Source organism: Pseudomonas sp. LBUM1658 (assembly GCF_059716055.1).
This window is the reverse complement of sequence record NZ_CP166798.1, coordinates 1790016-1806541: the sequence shown is the minus strand read 5'-3', so window position 1 is coordinate 1806541 and position 16526 is coordinate 1790016. Positions and strand designations below refer to the sequence as shown.

At 60.9% G+C, this 16526-nt stretch carries 15 protein-coding genes and 1 pseudogene; 8 read left to right on the top strand and 8 right to left on the bottom strand.

All coding sequences use genetic code 11. From position 1 onward, the window contains the following. Positions 1-117: 117 nt before the first annotated feature. Positions 118-1452, top strand: coding sequence for a prephenate-dependent tRNA uridine(34) hydroxylase TrhP (gene trhP, locus ACA064_RS08145; RefSeq protein WP_497672912.1), 1335 nt, complete (start codon positions 118-120; stop codon positions 1450-1452). A gap of 69 nt (positions 1453-1521) precedes the next feature. On the opposite strand, the gene ctpM is transcribed toward trhP, so the two are convergent. Further along, positions 1522-3204 (bottom strand): methyl-accepting chemotaxis protein CtpM, encoded by a 1683-nt coding sequence (gene ctpM / locus ACA064_RS08140; RefSeq protein ID WP_497672911.1) that lies wholly within the window; start codon positions 3202-3204, stop codon positions 1522-1524. Positions 3205-3461: 257 nt separating this feature from the next. Further along, a complete protein-coding gene (locus ACA064_RS08135) occupies positions 3462-4778 on the bottom strand; it encodes a Na+/H+ antiporter family protein (protein ID WP_497674197.1) in 1317 nt (438 codons plus the stop codon). Between the two features lie 247 nt (positions 4779-5025). Between ACA064_RS08135 and ACA064_RS08130 the strand changes: the two are divergent. Together ACA064_RS08130 and ACA064_RS08125 are read left to right on the top strand one after the other, a co-directional pair. Then, positions 5026-6315: pseudogene (locus tag ACA064_RS08130) on the top strand (PDC sensor domain-containing protein); the annotation flags it as partial. A gap of 102 nt (positions 6316-6417) precedes the next feature. After that, positions 6418-7173 carry a methyl-accepting chemotaxis protein gene (locus ACA064_RS08125; RefSeq protein WP_497674196.1) on the top strand — a complete coding sequence of 252 codons (756 nt, stop codon included), beginning with the start codon at positions 6418-6420 and terminating at the stop codon, positions 7171-7173. Between the two features lie 233 nt (positions 7174-7406). On the opposite strand, the gene ACA064_RS08120 is transcribed toward ACA064_RS08125, so the two are convergent. The 4 genes from ACA064_RS08120 to ACA064_RS08105 are packed head-to-tail and all read right to left on the bottom strand — an operon-like array spanning position 7407 to position 10016. Beyond that, positions 7407-8720 (bottom strand): sensor histidine kinase, encoded by a 1314-nt coding sequence (locus ACA064_RS08120; RefSeq protein WP_497672910.1) that lies wholly within the window; start codon positions 8718-8720, stop codon positions 7407-7409. Beyond that, complete coding sequence (locus ACA064_RS08115; RefSeq protein ID WP_497672909.1) at positions 8717-9385, bottom strand: response regulator transcription factor; 669 nt, start codon at positions 9383-9385, stop codon at positions 8717-8719. Before ACA064_RS08115 ends, ACA064_RS08120 begins: the two co-directional genes overlap by 4 nt. Then, positions 9385-9708 carry a PepSY domain-containing protein gene (locus ACA064_RS08110; protein ID WP_497672908.1) on the bottom strand — a complete coding sequence of 108 codons (324 nt, stop codon included), beginning with the start codon at positions 9706-9708 and terminating at the stop codon, positions 9385-9387. Before ACA064_RS08110 ends, ACA064_RS08115 begins: the two co-directional genes overlap by 1 nt. After that, entirely contained in the window at positions 9708-10016 is a 309-nt protein-coding gene (locus ACA064_RS08105) for a PepSY domain-containing protein (protein ID WP_497674195.1), read from the bottom strand. The genes ACA064_RS08110 and ACA064_RS08105 overlap by 1 nt, the downstream gene beginning before the upstream one ends. A 119-nt stretch (positions 10017-10135) precedes the next feature. Here ACA064_RS08105 and ACA064_RS08100 point away from each other — a divergent pair, with 119 nt between their 5' ends. The 4 genes from ACA064_RS08100 to codA all read left to right on the top strand — a co-directional run bounded on the left by ACA064_RS08100 (position 10136) and on the right by codA (position 13599). Next, positions 10136-11215: a patatin-like phospholipase family protein gene (locus ACA064_RS08100; protein WP_497672907.1), complete on the top strand. Its 1080-nt coding sequence runs from the start codon at positions 10136-10138 to the stop codon at positions 11213-11215. A gap of 95 nt (positions 11216-11310) precedes the next feature. Next, a complete protein-coding gene (gene queD, locus ACA064_RS08095; protein ID WP_150645341.1) occupies positions 11311-11667 on the top strand; it encodes a 6-carboxytetrahydropterin synthase QueD in 357 nt (118 codons plus the stop codon). A 110-nt stretch (positions 11668-11777) separates the two neighbouring features. After that, on the top strand, positions 11778-12230 hold the full coding sequence (locus ACA064_RS08090; protein WP_497672906.1) for a GNAT family N-acetyltransferase: 453 nt from the start codon (positions 11778-11780) through the stop codon (positions 12228-12230). Positions 12231-12345: 115 nt separating this feature from the next. Then, complete coding sequence (gene codA, locus ACA064_RS08085; protein WP_497672905.1) at positions 12346-13599, top strand: cytosine deaminase; 1254 nt, start codon at positions 12346-12348, stop codon at positions 13597-13599. 152 nt (positions 13600-13751) lie between these two features. Here the strand turns inward: codA and ACA064_RS08080 are convergent, their stop codons facing one another. Next, positions 13752-14744, bottom strand: coding sequence for a diaminopimelate epimerase (locus tag ACA064_RS08080; protein WP_497672904.1), 993 nt, complete (start codon positions 14742-14744; stop codon positions 13752-13754). Beyond that, positions 14741-15169 carry a RidA family protein gene (locus ACA064_RS08075; RefSeq protein WP_497672903.1) on the bottom strand — a complete coding sequence of 143 codons (429 nt, stop codon included), beginning with the start codon at positions 15167-15169 and terminating at the stop codon, positions 14741-14743. The genes ACA064_RS08080 and ACA064_RS08075 overlap by 4 nt, the downstream gene beginning before the upstream one ends. A gap of 189 nt (positions 15170-15358) precedes the next feature. Between ACA064_RS08075 and ACA064_RS08070 the strand changes: the two genes are divergently transcribed. After that, positions 15359-16510, top strand: a complete 1152-nt coding sequence (locus tag ACA064_RS08070) for an MFS transporter (RefSeq protein WP_497672902.1) — start codon at positions 15359-15361, stop codon at positions 16508-16510. The last annotated feature ends 16 nt before the right edge of the window (positions 16511-16526 follow it).

Here is a 16526-nt window from a genome sequence, read left to right as displayed (position 1 = left end):
TGCTTAGTCAGCCAAGGCGCGCCTGAGTGCCATCTTTATTCATGGAGCATAGATCCAGATCAATTACATCCGGATGCGGCCGGCTTACCCTTCTGGCCTTTTGTGATCGAAACCACCATGCCCCTCGCCACTCCCGAACTCCTCGCCCCTGCCGGCACCCTGAAAAACATGCGTTATGCCTTCGCCTACGGTGCCGATGCGGTGTACGCCGGGCAGCCGCGCTACAGCCTGCGGGTGCGCAATAACGAATTCGATCATGCCAACCTGGCCTTGGGCATTGCTGAAGCCCAGGCCCAGGGCAAGCGTTTCTACGTGGTGGTGAACATCGCTCCCCATAACGCCAAGTTGCGCACCTTTCTCAAGGACCTGGAGCCAGTGATCGCCATGGCGCCGGATGCGCTGATCATGTCCGACCCCGGCTTGATCATGCTGGTGCGCCGGCATTTTGCGCAGATGCCGATTCATTTGTCGGTGCAGGCCAATACGGTGAACTGGGCCAGCGTCGAGTTCTGGCAGCAACAAGGCCTGAGCCGGATCATCCTTTCCCGCGAACTGTCCCTTGAAGAAATCGCCGAGATTCGCCGGCAGGTTCCCGGGATGGAGCTGGAAGTGTTCGTCCATGGCGCGCTGTGCATGGCCTATTCCGGTCGTTGCCTGCTGTCGGGTTACATGAACAAGCGCGACGCCAACCAGGGCAGTTGCACCAACGCCTGCCGCTGGAAATACACCGCGCAACCGGCCAAGGAGAACCAGCTCGGCGATATCGTTCAGGAGTTCCAGCCCGAGTCGACCCTGGGCCAGGGCGCACCGACCGATCAGGTATTTTTGCTGCAAGAAGCCAACCGTCCCGATGAGCTGATGCCCGCGTTCGAGGACGAGCACGGCACCTACATCATGAACTCCAAGGACCTGCGCGCCGTGCAGCACGTCGAACGCCTGACCCAAATGGGTGTGCATTCATTGAAAATCGAAGGTCGGACCAAGTCCCACTTCTATTGTGCGAGGACCACTCAGGTCTATCGCAAGGCGATCGATGACGCCGTGGCCGGTCGCGAATTCGACCGCAACCTGATGACCGACCTCGAATCCCTGGCCCAGCGCGGTTACACCGAAGGCTTTCTGCGCCGGCATGTGCATGACGAGTATCAGAATTACCGGCAAGGCAGCTCAGTCTCGGAGCGCCAACAATTCGTTGGCGAACTGACCGGCGAACGGCGTGATGGACTGGCCGAAGTCCGGGTGAAGAACCGCTTCCAGCTCGGCGACCATCTGGAGTTGATGACTCCCAAAGGAAATTTCCACTTCGACCTGCATCAACTGCACAACGCCAAAGGTGAAGCCATCGAGGTGGCGCCGGGGGATGGGCATACCGTGTACTTGCCGATACCGGAGCAAGTGGAGTTGCGGTTTGGGTTGTTGATGCGGGATGTGCGGGATCTTGGCCGGGATTGATGTCGACTGTTATGGCCTCATCGCGAGCAGGCTCGCGATAGCGGTTTCTCAGACACCAAATCCCTCGGATCAGATGCGGAACTGCCCCACCAACTTGCCCAACCGCTGACCCAGCTCGGCCAGGCTGCGGGAGGTCTGGGCACCGAGTTGGGTTTCGTCGGCCACGCTGTCCACGGCCACCGCGATCTGATGCACGCTGCGGTTGATCTCTTCAGCCACCGCCGTTTGCTCTTCGGCGGCGCTGGCGATCTGTGCGTTCATCGAGTTGATGGTGCCGATCAACTGGGCCATGGTATCGAGCGAAGCACCGGCCTCGTTGGCCTGGGCCGAGGTACCGTCACCGGCATCGCTGGAACGGCGCATGGCTTCGACCGCCGATTGAGTGCCCTTTTGCAGGCGGTCAATCATCCCCTGGATTTCCTGGGTGCTTTGCTGGGTGCGGCTGGCCAGTGCTCGCACTTCATCGGCCACCACCGCAAAACCGCGACCGGCCTCACCGGCACGGGCCGCTTCGATGGCGGCGTTGAGGGCCAGCAGGTTGGTCTGGTCGGCAATCGAACGAATGACGCTCAGCACACTGACAATCGACAACACATCCTTTTGCAGGCTATCCAGGGACGTACCGCTATTGCGGATATCGCTGACCAGCGCATGGATCTGCTTGATGCTGCCATCCACCACGCGCTTGGCAGCCTGGCCTTCTTCGTCGGTCTGCTGCGCCGCGACTGCCGCACCCTGGGCGCTTCGCGCGACTTCCTGGGCCGCCGAGGACATCTCGTTGATTGCCGTCGCCACCTGATCGGTCTCATGGCGCTGACGCTCCATGGCCTGCTCCGAACGATGAGCCTGATCGGTGACTTGCGTCACCAGCCCGGTCAATTGCGAAGTCATTTCGGTGATTTGCCGTACCAGACCGTGGATCTTGTCGACAAAGCGATTGAACGAGCCGGCCAGTTCACCCAGTTCATCCTCGCTGGTAATTGCCAGACGCCGGGTCAGGTCGCCCTCGCCTGCGGCGATATCGTCGAGGTTGGCTTTCATCAGGTGAAGCGGACGCAGGATGGTGTTCGCCACCAGCATACCGATCAAGGCGATCACCAGCAGCACCACCACGGCGATGCCGACGATACTCAGTACTACCCCTTGCATGCGCTCATGAACCTTGGCCTCGACCAACGCGACCTGGGCTTCGATACCGTCCAGGTTGACCGCCGAGCCGATGACCATGTCCCACTTGGACAGGTATTCGGTATAGCCGAGTTTGGGCACCAGGACTTTGTTGTTACCCGGCAGCGACGAGCTGTATTGCAGATAGTGGCTACCGTCCTTGGCGACTTGCACCAGCTCACGGTTGACGTACACGCCATTCGGATCGCGGTTGTCCTTGAAGCTCTGGCCCACGCCTTCCGGGCTGTTGCCCTTGAACAGCCGTACGGTTTGCGAGTCGTAACCGAAGAAGTAGCCATCCTTGCCATAGCTGATACTCGACAGCAGCTTGACCACCTGCGCCCGCGCCGCGTCATCACCCGGTGCCGCCGCGTCGTACAGCGGCTTGATCGCACTCATCGCCACCGCTACATAACTTTGCAGGGTCGCCTTGGCATCGCTCAGCAGACGTTGACGGGTTTCTTCGACTTCGCTGCGGGCCTGATTCTGCAGAATGAACACCGTGGTCAGACTGATCACCAGCGCAAACAGTAAAACCGGGAGTACCGCGAGGGATAAAACTTTGGCCTTCAGGCTCAGGCGCATGGCGTTCACTCTTGATGGTATTGGCGTGGTTAAAGCTATAACGGCACGCCACCGCAAAACTGTAGGAGCATCGACCGGCTGCTCCTACAGGGAGAATTGCAGGCCCCACGATATTGCAGATGCATGCGGTCGGCGTAGGAGCTGGCGAAGCCTGCGATCTTTGAGGCGGACAATGCGTTGGCCGGACGGGCGCCAGGATCAAAAGATCGCAGCCTGCGGCAGCTCCTACAGGGATTCCGGGATACAGGGTTATGGGGTTACAAAATCATCGCCGCCACCCAGCCAAACACCAGCAGCGGCAGGTTGTAGTGCAGGAAGGTTGGAACCACGGTGTCCCAGATATGGTGATGCTGGCCATCGATATTCAGACCGGAGGTCGGTCCCAGGGTCGAGTCGGAAGCCGGCGAACCCGCATCGCCCAGGGCGCCGGCGGTGCCGACGATGCAGACGACCGCCAACGGGCTGAAACCCAGTTGCACACACAACGGCACGAAGATCGCCGCGAGAATCGGCACGGTGGAGAACGACGAACCGATACCCATGGTCACCAGCAAGCCCACCAGCAACATCAGCAAGGCGCCAATGCCTTTGCTGTGGCCGATCCAGGTCGCCGAGGCCTCGACCAGGGTGCGCACTTCGCCTGTAGCCTTCATCACTTCGGCAAAACCCGAGGCGGCAATCATGATGAAGCCGATCATGGCCATCATCTTCATGCCTTCGGTGAACAAGTCATCCGTCTCGCGCCAGCGCACCACACCCGACACCGAGAAGATCAGGAAACCGGCCAGCGCGCCGATGATCATCGAGTCCAGCAGCAACTGAATGATGAACGCGGCGGCGATGGCCAGACCGGCCACCAACAGGGTCAGCGGGTTGTACTGCACTGCCACCTGCTCGACCTTCTCGATCATCGAAAGATCGTACACGCGCTTCTTGCGATAGCTGACGAACGCCACCAGCAGACCAAAGACCATACCCAGCGCCGGAATGCCCATCGCGTGGGTGACATTGACCTGGCTGACATCCACACCACTGCTACGGACATTGGCCAGCAGGATTTCATTGAGGAATATATTGCCGAAGCCCACGGGCAAGAACATATAAGGCGTGATCAAGCCAAAGGTGATGACGCAGGCAATCAGCCGACGGTCCAGTTGCAACTTGGTCAACACATAGAGCAGTGGCGGTACCAGCAACGGAATGAAGGCAATATGAATCGGCAGGATGTTCTGCGAGGCGATGGCCACCACCCATAGCAAGCCAATCAGTATCCACTTCACCTGCCCGCCACCCGCTGAGTCCTGACGGTCGACCAGCAGCAAGGCTTTATCCGCCAGCGCATGGGCCAGGCCGGACTTGGCAATCGCCACCGCAAAAGCGCCAAGCAAGGCATAAGACAAGGCCACGGTTGCGCCGCCACCGAGGCCGCTGTTGAAGGCTTTCAAGGTGGCTTCCATGCCCAGGCCACCGGTCAAGCCGCCCACCAGCGCGCCCAGGATCAGCGCGATTACCACATGCACGCGGGACAGGCTGAGCACCAGCATGACGCCAACCGCGGCAATTACTGCATTAATCATCGTTACCTCAAAGCACAACCAAGGAAAAAAACACCGCAAACGGCATGAGTCCGGCCAAAGAGCTGTGAATAGCTGCCGGATTGAGTTCAAAGGGGGAGTTTTATTAGAGGGCGCGCACTGTGCCGCAGCAGGCCGCGCTTGTCAAAAGCAGCGCCAGACATTTGATTGATATGGATCAAGAAACAAAAAGCGCGGCCGTTATAGAGCGAAGTCTCTCTCGTTTTATCCGCCCAAGGACATCTCCATGTCGCTCAGACAGCTTTCCATTCAATGGAAAATCACCCTATTGGCCGGGCTCTGCCTGCTCGGCATTGTCACCTTGCTGGTGGGCCTTTCGCTCTATCGCATGGAGCACAACGCCGAACTGGTCAAAACCTCGAGCATGGAGATGCTCAACGAAGCGGCCCAGGCACGGATCGAGGCCCAGGGTGAAGTCCAGGCGCTGGACATTCGCCAGCAATTCATGGACGCCTATCAATACGGTCACGGCTTCTCGCGCCAGGTGCTGTTCCTGCGCGAACAGGCCGAGAAACGCTTCCTCGATGCCTTCGACCTGCGCGAAGACCTGACCCGTCAGGTCAAGTCAGCCCTGCAAGCCAACCCGGATCTGCTGGGCCTGTCGCTGGTGTTCGAAGCCAATGCGCTGGACGGCAAGGATGAGTTGTTTGTCGAGCAGAAAGAAATTGGCAGCAATGACAAGGGCCGTTTTGCCCTGTACTGGTCACAACCGACGCCGGGCAAACTGACCTCGATGGCCTTGCCGGAAAGCGACATGGCCGACACCAGCAGCGGTCCCAGCGGCGAACCGGCCAATGCCTGGTTCACCTGCCCGCGCGCCACGCTCAAACCTTGCGTGATCGAACCGTACTTCTATGTGATCGACGGCCAGAACGTGCTGATGACCAGCATTGTCTTCCCGCTGGTGGTCGATGGCAAAGTCATCGCTTCGCTGTCGGTCGACATCAATCTCAACAGCCTGCAAGCGGTCAGCCACCAAGCGAGCAAGAAGCTCTATGATGGCCAGACCAATGTCAGCATCATCAGCCCGGTGGGTCTGCTGGCCGGCTACAGCCCGGACGCCAGCAAATTGAGCCAGCGCCTGGACATGGTCGACAAGGCCAACGGTGCCGAGCTGATCCGCATGTTGTCCGGCAACAGCCAGACCCAGAGCCTGCACAGCAATCAACAACTCAAAGTGCTTGCGCCCTTCACGCCAATTCCCGGCGGCAAGCCGTGGGGGGTGTTGCTGGAGGTGCCGGAAAAAGTCCTGGTCGGACCGGCTGAAACACTGAAGAAAGAACTCGACGAACGCAGCACCACCGGCACCCTGATCGAGCTGAGTCTCGGTTTGTTGGCGGCGGTCATCGGCCTGCTGTTGGTCTGGCTGATGGCCCGCAGCGTGACCCGGCCGATCCTCGGCGTTGCGCGCATGCTCGAGGACATTGCCAGCGGTGAAGGCGATCTGACTCGGCGCCTGGCTTACGACAAGCAAGACGAACTCGGGCAACTGGCCGGCTGGTTCAACCGCTTCCTCGACAAGCTGCAACCGATCATCGCCGAGGTGAAACGCTCGGTGCAGGACGCCCGCAGAACCGCCGACCAATCGGCCGCCATCGCCACCCAGACCAGCGCCGGCATGGAGCAGCAGTACCGCCAGGTCGACCAGGTGGCTACCGCGTCCCATGAAATGAGCGCCACCGCCCAGGACGTCGCCCGCAGCGCAGCACAAGCGGCGCAGGCTGCTCGCGACGCCGATCAGGCGACCCGTCAGGGCTTGACCGTGATCGACCGCACCACCACCAGCATCGACAATCTTGCGGCGGACATGAGCACGGCGATGACCCAGGTCGAGGGCCTGGCCGCCAACAGCGAGAAAATCGGTTCGGTGCTGGAAGTGATTCGCGCCATTGCCGAACAAACCAACCTGCTGGCTCTCAACGCGGCCATCGAAGCGGCTCGCGCCGGAGAAGCCGGACGCGGTTTCGCGGTGGTCGCCGATGAAGTGCGCAACCTGGCGCGACGCACCCAGGAGTCGGTGGAGGAAACCCGTCAGGTGATCGAACAGCTGCAAAGCGGTACTCAGGACGTTGTCGGTTCCATGAGCAACAGCCATCGCCAGGCTCAAGGCAGTGTCGAGCAAGTCAGCCAGGCCGTGACCGCCCTGCGCCAGATCGGTGAGGCGGTGACCGTGATCACCGACATGAACCTGCAGATCGCCAGCGCCGCGGAAGAGCAAAGCGCCGTCGCCGAGGAGATCAACAGCAACGTGGCGACCATTCGTGACGTGACTGAATCACTGTCCGGGCAAGCCAACGAATCGGCGCGGGTCAGCCAGGCGCTGAACAGCCTGGCCAACCAGCAGCAGAGTTTGATGGATCAGTTCAGGGTTTGATCGGGATTGGCGGTGTGCCAGGCACACCGCCTTCGCGGGCAAGCCACGCTCCCACAAGGTGTGCGCAAACCTGTGGCGAGGGAGCTTGCTCCCGCTCGGCCGGTCCGCGCTCGGGCGCAGCAGTCGCAATTTGACAGACGCGTTTTATCTGACAAAACGCGATCGCAGGTTTTGGGACCGCTACGCGGTCCAGCGGGAGCAAGCTCCCTCGCCACAGTGTTCTGCTTTCGGGCTCAGTTTCCGGGCAACTCAATCACCACCTTCAGCCCGCCCAGCTCACTGCCTTCGAGGCGCAACACCCCACCCCACACCTCGACGATGTCGCGCACGATGCCCAGTCCCAGGCCATGGCCGTCGGTCTGTTCATCCAGCCGCGTGCCGCGGCTGAACACCCGGTCGCGGTTCTCCTCGGGAATCCCCGGCCCGTCGTCCTCCACCACCAGACGAAAACCCTCGGCCGTCTCGGCAATGCTCAGCTTCACTTCGGCATCCGCCCATTTGCAGGCGTTGTCCAGCAGGTTGCCGAGCAATTCGAGCAAGTCTTCCCGGTCCCACGGCAGCTGCAGGCCAGGGGGGACGGCGTGGCTGAGCTCAAGGTGTTCGCCGTGGATCATGTTCAGGGTAGAGAGCAAGCCGGGCAGCTCTGCATCGCAATCGAACTGCGCACCCGGCAAGGCGTCGCCGGCCAGACGGGCGCGGTTCAGCTCGCGATTAAGGCGTTGCTGCACCTGTTCGAGTTGCGCCTGCATGATCTTGCGCAGCTCAGGATGCGCATCCAGTTTCTCGCTCGAGGTCAGGCTCAGCAACACCGCCAGCGGGGTTTTCAGCGCATGCCCCAGATTGCCCAAGGCATTGCGTGAACGCTTGAGACTGTCTTCGGTATGGGCGAGTAAATGATTGATCTGCGCCACCAGCGGCTCCAGTTCGACCGGCACCTGGGCGTCCAGTTGTGATCGCTGGCCCTGCTGCAGCTGAGCGATCTGTTCCCGGGCCTTTTCCAGCGGCCGCAAGGCCCGGCGCACGGTGATTCGCTGCAACAGCAGAATCAGCAGCAAGCCTGCCAGACCAAGGCCCAGGCCGATCTGCTGCATGCGCCGAAAGCTTTCCCGGACTGGCGTGTAGTCCTGCGCCACGCTGATGGAAATCGATTGCCCCAGCCGCCGATAGTCGGAACGCAGGATCAGCAACTGCTGTCCTTCCGGCCCCAATTGCAGATGACTGTGCAAGCCGGCGTGCGCAAGCTTTGGCAGTTCCTGGTCCCACAAGGACCGCGAGCGCCAATGCGCGTCAGCAAAGTCGATGCGAAAGTAATGCCCGGAAAACGGCCGCTGATAGGCGGGCGACAAACGTCGCTCATCCAGTTGCACACCCTGCGGGCCCCGCACCAGGGCCACCAGCAGGTTTTCACTGTCGTTGCGCAGCCCGTCTTCCAGATAGCTTTGCATACCTCTTTCGAACAGCCAGAGGCTGGTCTGCGCCAACACCAGGCCGACGATGACCATCACACTGATCAGACCCAGGCTCAGCCGCCGCTGAATCGATCTCACTGGGCAGTCCCGCCGAACAGGTAACCTTGGCCGCGACGGGTTTCAATCACACTGCGACCGAGCTTGCGCCGCAGATGGTTGACGTGGACTTCCAGCACATTGGAATCGCGTTCGGTTTCACCGTCGTAGAGATGTTCCGCGAGATGGCTTTTGGAAAGGATTTGTTCGGGGTGCAGCATGAAGTAGCGCAACAGCCGAAACTCGGCCGCCGTCAGCTGGATATCGGCACCGTCGCGGGTCACGCACTGGCGGCCTTCATCCAGGTGCAGACCGGCGGCCTGGAGGGTTGGCTGATTAGCCTTGCCATGGGAACGCCGCAACAGCGCCTGGACCCGCAGGTGCAACTCCTCGGGATGGAACGGCTTGGTCAGGTAGTCGTCGGCGCCGGCCTTCAGCCCTTCGATACGCTCGGCCCAGGATCCACGGGCGGTGAGGATCAATACCGGTATGGCCAGCCCTGCGGCGCGCCATTGGCTCAATACCTCAAGCCCCGGCAAACCCGGCAAGCCAAGGTCGAGAATGATCAGGTCATAGGGTTCGCTGCTGCCCTGGTACACCGCATCGCGGCCGTCGGCCAGCCAGTCGACGGCATAACCCTGGCGATTAAGCCCGGCCAGCAACTCGTCGGCCAGCGGGACATGGTCTTCCACCAGAAGCAGACGCATCAATCATCTTCCTTGTCTGTGAGTAGCTCACCGGTTTTGGCGTTGAGCTCGATTTCACGCACCACGCCGTCGGCGGTCAACAGTTCTATTTCATAGAGATAGCGCACCGGCCGGTCCATATGTTCCTCGAGCTCGGCCTCCAGCAATTTGCCTCCAGGGTAGCGTTGCAAGGCCGCTCCCAACAGCTGCTCGAGCGGTGCAATCACCCCTTGCTGACGCAGCTGCAGGGCTTCGTCCTGATCCAGGTCACGGGCCACTACTACCGAGCAAAACGCCAGAAGCGCCAGAGCCGTTCGACTGCAGGTACACAGATTTACCTTCATTACGTGTCCTGATAATCCTTGAGAACCTGTCCGCTGACAGCGTCCAGTTCGATGTCCCACTCAACACCCTGGGCATCACGCAGTTCCACCTGGTAGATATACTTGCCGTACTCTTCTTCCAGATCGGTTTCCTGCACGGTGGCGCCCGGGTGTTTGGCCAATGCCGTGGCATTGAGCTTCTCGAAAGATTGAATGGTACCAGCGTCGCGCAGTCTCAGGGCTTCGTCCGGCCCCAGGTCGCGGGCGTAAGCCAGGCTGGCGGTCATGCTGATAACGGTCGTGGTGAACAGGGCAGTCAAGAGTTTCATCATGAGTCTCCGTTTTTTTTGTGTTGCTTACGGGGACCAAGATAACCCCATCAACTTAACTGAAACTGAATTGCCATCATGTCATTCCTACAAACCCCGCCCACACAATTGAGGACGGTATGACCGCCATCCACATCAAGTTCCCCGCCCTGATCCTCAAGGCCGGCAAACGCGCCTTCGTCCGGATCCGTGAAAACGGTCTGAACGCGGCCGATGTCGGTACGCTGCCGGGCGCGGCCGGCGGGCCGAAAGCCCTGGGTATTCAGGGGCTGGATCTGGCGTTGTTTGGCGAGTGGCTGCCGGCGGTGCCACGGGAGCGCTCGTTGATCGGCGCGTCGGTGGGCTCCTGGCGTTTCGCCAGTGCCTGCCTGCCGGATGCCGCCGAAGGGATCAGGCGGCTGGGTCAGCTCTATAACGAGCAAAGCTTTGCCAAGGGCGTGACCATGGCGCAGATCAGCCAGAGTTCACAACGCATGCTCCATGATCTGCTTGAAGGTCGCGACGCATCGATCCTCAATAATCCTGGCTACCGCCTGAACATTATGGTGGTGAAAAGTCATGGCCTGCTGGCCGACGACCATCGTGGCTGGCTGGGGTTGGGGTTGTCCTCGGTGATCGCCAATAACCTGCGCGGACGTTCCCGGCTGTCCCGGCATTTCGAACGGGTGATCCTGCATGACCCGCGCCTGGCACCGCCGCTCGACGCCCTCGTCGACTTTCCTTCGCGTTTTGTACCGCTGGACGCCGCCAACCTGCGCCAGGCCTTGCTCGCTTCCGGCTCGATCCCGATGATCATGCAAGGGGTGCGCGACCTGCCCGGCGCGGGCGCCGGCACTTATCGCGACGGCGGCCTGCTGGATTACCACCTCGACCTGCCTTACAGCGGCGAGGACATCGTGCTCTACCCGCACTTCACCGACCGGGTGATTCCCGGCTGGTTCGACAAGGGCCTGCCCTGGCGCCGCGCCAACCCGCAGGGGTTACAGGACGTCCTGCTGCTGTCACCTTCCAGGGATTACCTGGCCCGCCTGCCCTATGGCAAATTGCCGGACCGCAACGACTTCAAGCGCTTCATGGGCGATGACCAGAGCCGGCAAAAATACTGGCGCACAGCCATGGAGGAAAGCCGGCGGCTGGGTGATGAGTTCCTTGAGCTGGCAGCAAACGGTCGCCTGGGGGAGAACCTGCTGCCCCTTTAGTCAGTGTTTTCCCGCAGCGGTAAAGCCAAGCTGTTAAACTCGCTACCTGCCTTCATCGCCGCGGGCGATAGCCACCTGACAGAGCTCAAACCACTGTGGAAATCTTCAAAGAATTTACCTTCGAGTCCGCCCACCGCCTGCCCTATGTTCCAGAAGGCCACAAGTGCGGACGCCTGCATGGCCATTCGTTCAAAGTGGCGATTCACCTGAGCGGCGACCTCGACCCGCGCACCGGGTGGATTCGCGACTTCTCGGAAATCAAGGCGATCTTCAAGCCGCTCTACGAGCGTCTCGATCACAATTACTTGAACGACATCCCTGGCCTGGAAAATCCGACCAGCGAAGTCCTGGCCAAATGGATCTGGAACGAGCTCAAGCCCCTGCTGCCGGAGCTCAGCGCAATCCGCATCCATGAAACCTGCACCAGTGGCTGCATCTATCACGGCGAATAAGCCGGCGATTGAAGAAAACCACCGAACCCGGTGGTTTTTTTATGCCTGTCCCTTCGGCTTTCAGGTCGTTACAGTCGAGTCTCGTCCATCGGACCAAAGGTTTTTACCCCATGCAGTCCATCATTCGCCCGGCCACCCTCGCAGACATCGCGCTGATCGAGGCGATCGTCGAGGCCGCCTATTCCCCCTACATCGAGCGGATCGGCCGCAAACCCGGGCCGATGCTCGATGACTACGCCAGCCAGGTGCTGGCCCGCCGCGTTCATGTCATCGAGAGCGACGTGGGGATGGTCGGCTTCGTGGTGTTGATCAACACCGAGGAATACCTGCTACTGGACAACCTGGCCATCAGCCCTGAGGCACAGGGCAAGGGTTATGGCCGGCAACTGCTGGAATTTGCCGAGTTCCACGCGGTGGAAGCGGACTATGCCTCGATTCACCTGTACACCCATGAGGCGATGAGTGAAAACATTGCGATGTACGCCCGCAGAGGTTTTTTCGAAACCCACCGGGTTGAAGAGAATGGCTTGCGACGGGTGTATATGAGTAAGTCGTTGAGGTGAATGGATGCCGGTATCGCCGCCGCTATGCTGACCTATAGTGTGCTGACGGTCCTGGCACCCGCAAGCCGATGGTGGCCGACGCCCGAACCCAAGATCGAATAGAAGGATGGTCCCCATGCATATCATCAACGCCCGTCTGCGCAACCGTGAAGGTCTGCATGAGCTGCACCTGGAAAATGGTTTGATCGGCAGTATTGCCCGGCAAACCGAAGCCCCGACCCTCGGTCCCGAAGACCTGGATGCCGGTGGCAATCTGGTGGTGCCACCGTTCGTCGAACCGCACATCCACCTCGACGCCACTCTCACCGCCGGCGAGCCGCGCTGGAACATGAGCGGGACGCTCTTCGAAGGCATCGAATGCTGGGGTGAACGCAAGGCGACCATTACCCAGGAAGACACCAAGACCCGCGCCAGGAAGACCATCCGCGCCCTCGCCGCCCACGGCATCCAGCATGTGCGCACCCATGTCGACGTCACCGACCCGACCCTGACCGCGCTCAAGGCGATACTCGAAGTGCGCGAGGAAAGTCGCCATCTGATCGACCTGCAGATCGTCGCGTTCCCCCAGGAAGGCATCGAGTCCTACCGCAATGGCCGGGAGCTGATGGAGGAAGCGATTCTCATGGGCGCCGATGTGATTGGCGGCATCCCGCATTTTGAGTACACCCGCGACCAAGGCGTCAGTTCAGTCAAATTCCTGATGGACCTGGCCGAGCGCACCGGCTGCCTGGTGGATGTGCATTGCGACGAAACCGACGACCCGCATTCGCGCTTCCTCGAAGTGCTCGCCGAAGAAGCCCGCAGCCGCGACATGGGCGCCCGGGTCACGGCCAGCCACACCACCGCCATGGGCTCCTACGACAACGCCTACTGCGCCAAGCTGTTCCGCCTGCTCGGGCACTCGGGGATCAGCTTCGTCTCCTGCCCGACCGCAAACATTCACCTGCAGGGGCGCTTTGACAACTTCCCGAAACGTCGTGGCGTGACCCGGGTCAACGAGTTGCTTGAAGCCGGAATGAACGTCTGTTTCGGCCAGGACTCGATCGTCGACCCTTGGTATCCGCTGGGTAACGGCAACATTTTGCGGGTGCTGGAAGCCGGGCTGCACATCTGCCACATGCTCGGTTATCGCAATCTGCAAAGCGCCCTCGACCTGGTCACCGACAACAGTGCCAAGGCCCTGGCGTTGGGCGAGCGTTACGGCCTGGAACCCGGTCGCCCGGCCAATTTGCTGATTCTGTCGGCCGACAGCGACTACGAAATGATCCGCAGCCAGGGATTACCGCTGTATTCGATTCGTGGCGGGGAAGTATTGATGAAACGGCAGATGCCGCAGGTGGAGTTGATCGGGGATTCAGGCTTTAACTGATTGGCTTTAGAGACTCGCTGGCCGGGCGGGCGCTATCGCGAGCAAGCCCGCTCCCACATTTGATACGCGTCGGGCCACAATTGTGTGACCAACACAGAACCAATGTGGGAGCGGGCTTGCTCGCGAAAGCAATCTCGCAGCCGCCACAGAACCTAAGGCATCAACCGAGCAGTCCCAAACAACCTGACCCTGCTCAACTTGCCATCCTGTTCTTCCAGAAGGATCGGTGCCGTCCCCCCCGGCATATTCACCGCAACCTCCCCCGCCGCCACCCAGCCCACACTCCACGCAGCACAGGCCACCGCACTGGCGCTGGTGCCGGAGGACGCGGTCGGACCTTCGCCGCGCTCGAACACCCGGGCGACTATCCGCCCCTCGGACTCCAGCATCGCCCATTGCAGATTGACTCCGGCAGGACAAGGCTCGCCCGCGCCGTTCGGCATAGCGAAAGCGATGCGAGTCAGGCCCGAGGACAAATCGGGCTCGCGCATCTGTGCATTGCTCGGCAACGCTGCGGCGTTGGTCACCAGGGTCACGCAATGAGGATTGCCAATACGCACGAACTGGCTGCGATTCCATGCCGGGTTGAGCCTGGAAAGCTGCGTCAGCTGATTCAGCGAGTGGCCATTCAATTCAGCGGCCTCGACCCCCTGGGCAGCCACGGCCTGCGGGCCGAATGCCGGTTTGCCCAAGTCCAGCCAGAACCCGCGAACGCCTGCCACCTCAGCAGGCTCTACCGCGGTTTGCACTGGTGAAACAGCATCGCGCTTGTCGTGATAAACCCTGAGTACACAAGGCCCCTGCGCCGGCATCAACCCCTGATCAGTCAACGCCTGAGCAAAAATGCTCAAACCGTTACCACTGCGTTCGGCCAGGCTGCCGTCAGTGTTGACGATCAGCAGATCATAGGGCGGCGCGGACTGAAACGGACCGATGAGCAGGCCATCCGAGCGATGGGCCTTGGCGCCTGCCGGTCTGGTGTCGGGGGCCCAGCCACAAAAAGCTTCCACCGCCTGCAACGCCCAGTCATCAAGCGTTTGTGCGGCTTGAGCTGCCTGCTCTGAAAGCTCGATACCGCGTTGACGCAACCCATCGGGTGAGACAACGGCGTAGATATTGCCGCGGGCATCGTAGAACTGCGTCATACCGCGACAGCCGCCGTCGCCTCAATCTCGAACAGCATGCCGTCCAGCGCCAGCCTCGGTACCGGGATCAGCGTGCAGGCCGGCTTGGGGGCTGAACCCCAGGTCCGATGCAGCTCTTCGCCGAAAATTTCCAGACGTTCCAGGCTGTGGTCGACGATCAATACCGTCAGCTTGGCAACATCGCTCACCTCGGCACCGGCCGCTGACAGAGCGATCTGCAGATTATCCAGCGCCTGCCGGACCTGTTCAGTGAAATCAGTCGATAACTGACTGTCCGCGTCCTCGCCGCCCTGCCCGGCGATAAATACCAACCGCGCGCCAGCCGCCACCTGGGCCACATGGGAATAGCCATTGGCAGTCGGGTCGTAAAGGCCTGGCGGGTTCGACAGCTGTAGTGTTGGCGAGCGTTTTTTATCGGTTTGCATCGAAATCTCCTTATTAATGAGTGGAGCGGATCGGTTTTACATTTTTTACAGTCGGCAAATCCACATGCAACGCTTCAGTAAAGCACTGCATTGCGTCAGCGGGGGGAACCCTGGCCTCGCCCGACGCAGTCTGATGTGCAAGGATGTTGCGCTGCACATCGTTATAGACCGGATTGCCAAGGATTTTTCATGACCGCCATCAGTACCCCAGCGTCCGTAGTCCCCGGACGGCTGGAGCAAATGTCCACGCGCATCGCCTTCTTCATCGCCGGTTTCGGCATCGCCGCCTGGGCGCCACTGGTGCCTTACGCCAAGGCCCGGGCTGGGCTCGATGAAGGTACCCTCGGTTTATTGCTGTTGTGCCTGGGTGTCGGCTCGATCATTGCCATGCCGTTGGCCGGGATCCTTGCCTCGCGCTTCGGTTGCCGTCGAGTGATGGCCGCCGGGACTCTCCTGATCTGCCTGGCGCTGCCGCTGTTGGCGACAGTTTCTTCGATACCGTTGTTGATTGCCGCGCTGTTCATGTTCGGTGCCGGGCTCGGCTCGGTGGACTCGACGGTGAACCTGCAAGCGGTGATCGTCGAGCGAGCCAGCGGCAAGACCATGATGTCGGGCTTCCACGGGTTGTTCAGCCTCGGCGGGATCGTCGGCGCGGCCGGGGTCAGTGCCTTGCTCGGGCTGGGGATGTCACCGTTGGGCGCGATGCTGGTGGTGATGGTGTTGCTACTGCTCGCTTTGCTCAAGGCCGCGCCGCATATGTTGCCCTACGGCAGCGAAAGCACGGGGCCGGCCTTCGCCGTGCCCCATGGCGTGGTGCTGTTTATCGGCATCCTGTGTTTTATCGTATTTCTCGCCGAGGGCGCGGTGCTCGATTGGAGCGCGGTGTTTCTGACCTCCGAGCGCAATCTCGACGCCGCCTACGCAGGCCTGGGTTATGCCGCATTCGCCCTGACCATGACCGCCGGCCGCCTGACTGGAGACGCCATCGTGCAGCGGCTCGGTGCCAAGCGGGTGATCATTGTTGGCGGGCTCACCGCTGCCGCCGGCCTGCTGCTCGCGACCCTGGCCCCGGCCTGGGAAGCGGCGTTGGTGGGTTATGCGTTGGTCGGTGCCGGCTGCTCGAACATTGTCCCGGTGCTGTACACCGCCGTCGGCAAACAGAAAGTCATGCCCGAAAGCATCGCCGTGCCGGCCATTACCACACTGGGCTATGCCGGCATCCTCGCCGGGCCCGCGGTGATCGGTTTTATCGCCCATGGCAGCAGCCTGAGCATTGCCTTTGGCTTGATTGCGCTGCTGTTGCTGGCCGTTGCGGCCAGCGGGAAAGTGTTGAAGGTCTGATAGTGAGGGTGTGCCC